This is a genomic window from Chloroflexia bacterium SDU3-3 (genome assembly GCA_009268125.1).
Lineage (GTDB): Bacteria > Chloroflexota > Chloroflexia > Chloroflexales > Roseiflexaceae > SDU3-3.
Window position 1 is genome coordinate 255617 of record WBOU01000008.1, and the last position, 6358, is coordinate 261974.

The window sequence follows — 6358 nt, forward strand, 5'->3', positions numbered from 1 at the left end:
GGGCGAGAACTTGGGTATACTTAGACGCTGGTGGTTCTCTTAATCGTTCTATACGAGGCTGTGCGGCCTGCACAGCCGATCAGAAAGGTGAGATCGGCGTATGCTGTTTACCCCAACCGAGCTAAAAGATGCCTATGTGATCGACCTCAAGAAGTTTGAGGATAAGCGCGGCTTCTTCGCCCACGCGTTCTCGCATGCCGAGTTTGAGCAGCAGGGCCTGAACCCGAATGTGGTCGACATCAACTTCTCGTACAACCGCCTGCGCGGCACGCTGCGCGGCATGCACTTCCAGCGCGACCCCTACGCCCAGGTGAAGACGGTGCGCTGCGTGCGCGGGGCGATCTACGATGTGATCATCGACCTGCGGCCCGAGTCGCCCACCTTCAAGCGCTGGGTCGGCGTGGAGCTGACCGCCGACAACCACCGCGCGCTGTATGTGCCCGAGGGCTTCGCCCACGGCTTCCAGACGCTGGAGGACAACAGCGATGTGATGTACCTAGTGTCGCAGGTCTACGCGCCCAGCGCCGAGGGCGGGGTGCGCTACGACGATGCGGCCTTCGGCATCACGTGGCCGCTGCCGATCGAGATGATGAACGACCGCGACCTGGCCTGGCCCGCGTTTGCCGAGTAGGGCGCGCCGCCCGCGCGAGAGAAGGCATGGCCGCCATGCCTTCTTTTGCCCGCCGCCCACGCTCATGATACCTGAGCTTGGCGATCTGCGGAAGCTCAAACGGGCAGCATTTGTGTAAACTTCATCTTTTCTGGCGATTCGTGCGGCCTGAAAAAATGGTAGTATCTGTGCGATGATGACGATACCAAGCTGCTGCCATCGCGCGTGCGACAGAGGGCTGTCGCACCGCCGCACCTTGCTGCCCGCTGCGGCGTCGGGGTGCCCGGCGGCGGTAGGAAGAAAGGCCCGCATATGAATATACATATCCCTATTGGCGATCTGCGGCGGCAGCAGGCCCGGATGCGCCGCGAGATAGATGCGGCGGTGGCCCGCGTGATCGACAGCGGCTGGTACGTGCTGGGCCACGAGGTGGATGCCTTCGAGCACGAGTTTGCGGCCTACTGCGGCGTGCGCCACGGCGTGGGCGTGGCCAGCGGTGCCGAGGCGCTCTACCTGGCGCTGGCGGCCCTCGGCATCGGCCCCGGCGACGAGGTGATCACGGTGGCCAACGCCTGCATGTACCAGGCCTCGGCCATCCTGCAGGTGGGGGCCACGCCGATGCTGGTGGATGTGGACCCCGCGACCCACACTATGGACCCCGCCGCGCTGGCTGGGGCGCTCACGCCGCGCACCAAGGCGGTGATGCCGGTGCATCTCTACGGGCGGCTGGCCGACATGCCCGCGATCTGCGCCTTCGCGCAGCAGCACGGGCTGGCCGTGGTGGAGGACGCCGCCCAGGCCCACGGGGCGTGGGCCTACGATGCGGCGGGCCACGTGCGCCGCGCGGGCGCGTGGGGCGTGCTCTCCTGCTTCAGCTTCTACCCCTCGAAGAACCTGGGCGCGCTGGGCGACGGCGGCGCGGTGCTGACCGACGACGCGGCCCTGGCCGAGCGCCTGCGCCGCCTGCGTATGTACGGCTGGTCGAGCAAGTACCTCACCGGCGAACTGGGCGGGCGCAACTCGCGGCTGGATGAGCTGCAGGCCGCCATCCTGCGCGTGAAGCTGCGCCACCTGGAGGAGGACAACCACGCCCGCAAGGAGCGGGCCGCGTGGTACCGCGAGCTGCTGGCTGGCGCGCCGCTGGGCCTGCCCGCCGATGACGCGGGCCATGTGTACCACCTGTATGTGGTGGAGACAGCGGGCCGCGACGCGCTGCGCCAGCACCTGCTGGGCGCGGGCGTGGGCTGCGACATCCACTACCCCTTCCCCACCCACCTGCAGCCCGCCTACGCCGAGCTGGGCTACGCCCCCGGCGCGCTGCCACACACCGAGCAGCTGGCTAGCCAGATTCTTAGCATCCCCATGTTCCCCGAGCTGACCCGCGAGGAGGCCGAGGAGGTGGCCGCCGCCGTGCGCCAGGGGGTGGGCGCATGAGCATCGCAGACGAGATCCGCGAGCGCTTCTCCGGCGCGCGGGTGCTGATCACCGGCGGGCTGGGCTTTATCGGCAGCAACCTGGCCCACCGCCTGGTCGACCTGGGCGCGCACGTCACCCTGGTGGACTCGCTCATCCCCGAGTACGGCGGCAACGAGTTCAACATCGCTGGGCTGGATGGGCGGGTGACGGTGAACATCGCCGACGTGCGCGACCAGTACTCGATCAACCATCTGGTGCAGGGCAAGGATTTTGTGTTCAACCTGGCGGGCCAGACCAGCCATATGGACTCGATGCGCGACCCCTACACCGACCTGGACATCAACTGCCGCGCTCAGCTCTCCATCCTGGAGGCCTGCCGCCGCTTCAACCCGGCGGCCAAGCTGGTCTACGCCAGCACCCGCCAGATCTACGGCAAGCCCGACTACCTGCCGGTGGATGAGCGCCACCTGGTGCACCCGACCGATGTCAATGGCATCAACAAGATGGCCGGCGAGTGGTACCACATCCTCTACAACAATGTGTACGGCATCAGCGCCTGCGCCCTGCGGCTGACCAACACCTATGGCCCACGCATGCGGGTGAAGGATGCGCGGCAGACGTTCCTGGGCATCTGGATCAAGCGCCTGATCGATGGCGAGCCGATCGAGGTGTGGGGCGACGGCATGCAGATCCGCGACTTCACCTACATCGACGACTGCGTGGACGCCCTGCTGCTGTCGGCGGCCAACCCCAGCGCCCACGGCCAGATCTTCAACTTGGGCAGCGACGAGACGATCAACCTGCGCGATCTGGCCGCCCTGGCGGTGGAGATCAACGGCGGCGGGCGCTACGCGATCATCCCCTACCCCGCCGACCGCAAGCCGATCGACATCGGCGACTACTACGGCGACTACCGCCTCATCCAGGGGCGGCTGGGCTGGCGGCCCCGCGTGCCCCTGCGCGAGGGCCTGGCGCTGACGCTGGCCTTCTACCGCCAGCACCGCGAGCACTACTGGTAGGCGCTGCTGCTTGAGCGGATGGCGGGCGCGGCATGGGTGAAACTATGCCGCGCCTTTTGCTGTCTTATTGGGTATACACCCGATACATTGTGACCTACTACGCGCTCACCGTTTTGATCTGGCTGAGCACGCGACCCCCTCACACCATAGCGGTTAAGGAGCACAGCAATGCGGCTACACCCCCAGCTTTTCTCATATGCGCTGGCCCTGGCGGCCCTGAGCGCCTGCGGCACGCCCGCCGCCGCGCCCGCGCCCACCGTCGCGCCCAGCGGCCCCACGGCCACGCCCTTCCTGCGCGACTCGTCGCACCTGTTCGACGCCCAGCCCACCGCCGCCCAGGATTCGCCCACCGCCGCCGCCCAGGATGGGCCTACCGCGCAGCCCCAGCCCACTGTGGCGGCGGTCCCGGCGGAGCCGATCGTGGTGGACACCACCGGCAAGGCCACGCCGATCGACCCGCGCCTGCTGGGCACCAACCTGCCCGCCTGGCTCGGCCCCAAGCGCCTGGCCGACCCTAGGCTGCAGGCCCGCACCAAGGCCAGCGGCGTGAGCGTCATCCGCCTGCCCGGCGGCAGCTGGAGCAACCACTACGACTGGCTGGCCTGCGAGCAGCAGCAGCCCGAGTGCGCCTGGGATTTCGCCGCGCGGCCCAGCGACATGTTGGCCTTCCTGAAGGCCACCGGCGCACAGGGCATGTGGACGGTCTCGGCCAACAGCACCGCGCAGGAGGCGGCGGCCCTGGTGGCCTTTGCGAACGGCAAGGTGGGCGACAAGCGCAAGATCGGTGTGGATGTGCGGGGCCGCGACTGGAAGACGGTGGGCGACTGGGCCACGCTGCGCAGCGAGGGCGGCAACCCCGATCCAGCCGAGATCAAGCTGTGGGAGTTCGGCAACGAGCTGTACGGCGGCAAGCAGGGCAAGGACTGCACCAGCGCGGGCTGGGAGGACGTGTGGACCTGCGACGGCAGCGAGTATGTGCAGGGCATCGGCAGCGGCAAGAGCCGCCACGAGGGCTACCTGGAGGTGCGCGCCGCCATGCTGGCGATCGACCCCACCATCAAGGTCGGCGCGGTCGGCAACGAGTCGCTCGACAACTGGTCGAACTGGGGCAGCGAGGTGATCAAGGCGGCGGGCAGCAAGCTCGACTTCTACATCGTACACCACTACGGCTACAACCAGCCGCCCACCGACACATCCGACGTGGCGCGCCAGCCGCTCTCCACCTGGCCGCTGCTGGCGCAGTCGCTGGGCGAGCAGCTGGGCGACACGCCGATGGCCGTGACCGAGTACAACATCGTGGCGTTCCAGGATGGCGACAGCGGCCAGCTGATGCGCCGCGCGGTCAACCTGTTCTACACCGTCGACACCATCGGTCAGCTGGCCGAGAGCGGTGTGGCGATCGCCAACCACTGGGATCTGATGAACGGCCAGGCCGACAGCGGCACCGACTACGGCCTGCTGCACGCCGACACGCTGGCCCGCCAGCCCGCCTACTACGCCTTCCCGCTGTGGAGCCGCATGGGCCAGGAGCTGCTGCCGGTGAGCGCGGGCGAGGGCCAGGGCCAGGGCGGGCTGCACGCCTACGCCTCGCGCGCCGAAGATGGCACTATCGCCGTGCTGGTGGTGAACCCCACCGCCCAGGCGCTGGCCGCGCCCGTGCAGCTGGAGGGCGACCCATCGCCCCGCACCGCCAGCGCCGATGTGGTGCAGGCCAGTTCGCTAAGCGCCACCGAGGCCAGCTTCAACGGCGTGGCCGACCCCGCCGACGACCTCTCCGACGCGCCCTCGGCGGCGCTGGGCCAGGCCAGCGGCTCGCTCGACATGACCTTTCCGCCCTTCTCCGTCACGCTGGTGCGGCTGGCCCCCGCCAGCTAGCCCGGCCAAGGGAGCGCAAGCGACGAATACCACGAAGACGCGAAGGCGCGAGGTGAACACCAGAGACGATGGGGTGGCCATACAATCCACCCATCGTCTCTGGTGTTTTATTGGGATTATCGGGTAGGGGGCGATGTCGACAATGGCCACCATGCCTCCTACCCACCCGGCCCATGCGGCGAAGGTGCTGCTCGTGCACACTGGCCATATGCACGAACATCAGCTGCCAAGGGATGGCATCGGAACGCCGAACATTGGGGGTACCAAGGGGGCCACGCCCTCTGGCGGGGTTCACAGGGGCTGGCCCCTGTGCGCCGAGCGCGCAGGGCATCCACCCACCAACTAAGCAGAACCACCATCATGTATGAAGAACAGGCCCAGCGCTCTACACGTGACACCATGTGGGGGGAGGGTCTGGTGCCCGCCCACGCCGTGGGCATCGCGTTCATCGAATACCGTGCGATGTATGCGATGAACCACGGCGCGGAGCGCATCGGGACACGCCGCATGCATCGGATGAGGGTACGATGAACGCGGCGTATCGCGATGGGGCGGGCACCAGACCCGCCCCTACACCCCTTGTGGATCATTGCGGGCATCGGGTCGAGGGGCGATGACGGCAATGTGATGATTCACAGCCATCGATCCCACATGGTTGCCAAACAGACCTGGGAACGTTGCAAAAGTGACATCATGTGAGGGGGGGAGCCCTCACATGGTGTCACTTTTCTAGATGACTCATTCGGAAGCGGCGAAACGCATCATTATGCGTGCCAATCCCAGCCGATCATGCATCATGCACCAAACCATGATCATAGCCTACCCGCCCACTCCGCCCATGCGGCGAAGGTGCTGCTGATGTTTTGCTGGCCATATGCACGAACATCAGCGGCCAGCATTCGGCATCGGAACGCTTCAAATTGGGGTTCCAAGGGGCGATGCCCCTGGCGGGGTTCCAAGGGCGCGGAGCCCTTGGTGCCGCCCGCACAGGGCATGCACCACCATCCACGAAGACTCACTATTCCACGAAGGCATACCCTGGCCGAATTAACGGCAACGCGCCGTTTCGTCAACAACGCCTCAGAAAACCATACAAAGTGACACCATGTGAGGGGGCTGGCCCCTGTGCGCCGCCCGCGCAGGGCATCCACCCACCAACTAAGCAGAACCACCATCATGTATGAAGAACAGGCCCAGTGCTATAAACGTGACACCATGTGGGGGGCAGGTCTCGTGCCCGTCCGAAAAAGCGACATTGTGTGGAGACATCATTTCATGCTGAACCATAGGCATCATGTGTCATAAAACGACGCGTAGATGAAGAGAATGTCGCGTAGATTGATAGAAGGCCAGGGGGAAGTGGCAGAAGGCCAGGGGGAAGTGGCAGAAGGTCAGGGGGAAGTGGCAGAAGGTCAGGGGGAAGTGGCAGAAGGTCAGG

4 protein-coding genes are annotated in these 6358 nt (G+C 66.4%); all 4 read left to right on the forward strand.

Annotated elements, in window-relative coordinates:
- Positions 1-100 precede the first annotated feature (100 nt).
- Complete coding sequence (gene rfbC / locus F8S13_15700) at positions 101-631, forward strand: dTDP-4-dehydrorhamnose 3,5-epimerase (protein ID KAB8142425.1); 531 nt, start codon at positions 101-103, stop codon at positions 629-631.
- 291 nt (positions 632-922) lie between these two features.
- Positions 923-2044, forward strand: coding sequence for a DegT/DnrJ/EryC1/StrS family aminotransferase (locus tag F8S13_15705; protein KAB8142426.1), 1122 nt, complete (start codon positions 923-925; stop codon positions 2042-2044).
- Entirely contained in the window at positions 2041-3045 is a 1005-nt protein-coding gene (locus F8S13_15710) for an NAD-dependent epimerase/dehydratase family protein (protein ID KAB8142427.1), read from the forward strand. The genes F8S13_15705 and F8S13_15710 overlap by 4 nt, the downstream gene beginning before the upstream one ends.
- Before the next feature lie 168 nt (positions 3046-3213).
- The gene (locus F8S13_15715; protein KAB8142428.1) at positions 3214-4920 is read left to right on the forward strand and encodes an alpha-L-arabinofuranosidase; all 1707 of its coding nucleotides are present in this window, start codon (positions 3214-3216) and stop codon (positions 4918-4920) included.
- Positions 4921-6358: the final 1438 nt, after the last annotated feature.

What these genes read in the sequence shown, in the direction of transcription:
- rfbC (KAB8142425.1), top strand. Translation starts at nt 101, where the DNA reads ATGCTGTTTACCCCAACCGAGCTAAAAGATGCCTATGTGATCGACCTC.
- F8S13_15705 (KAB8142426.1), top strand. Translation starts at nt 923, where the DNA reads ATGAATATACATATCCCTATTGGCGATCTGCGGCGGCAGCAGGCCCGG.
- F8S13_15710 (KAB8142427.1), top strand. Translation starts at nt 2,041, where the DNA reads ATGAGCATCGCAGACGAGATCCGCGAGCGCTTCTCCGGCGCGCGGGTG.
- F8S13_15715 (KAB8142428.1), top strand. Translation starts at nt 3,214, where the DNA reads ATGCGGCTACACCCCCAGCTTTTCTCATATGCGCTGGCCCTGGCGGCC.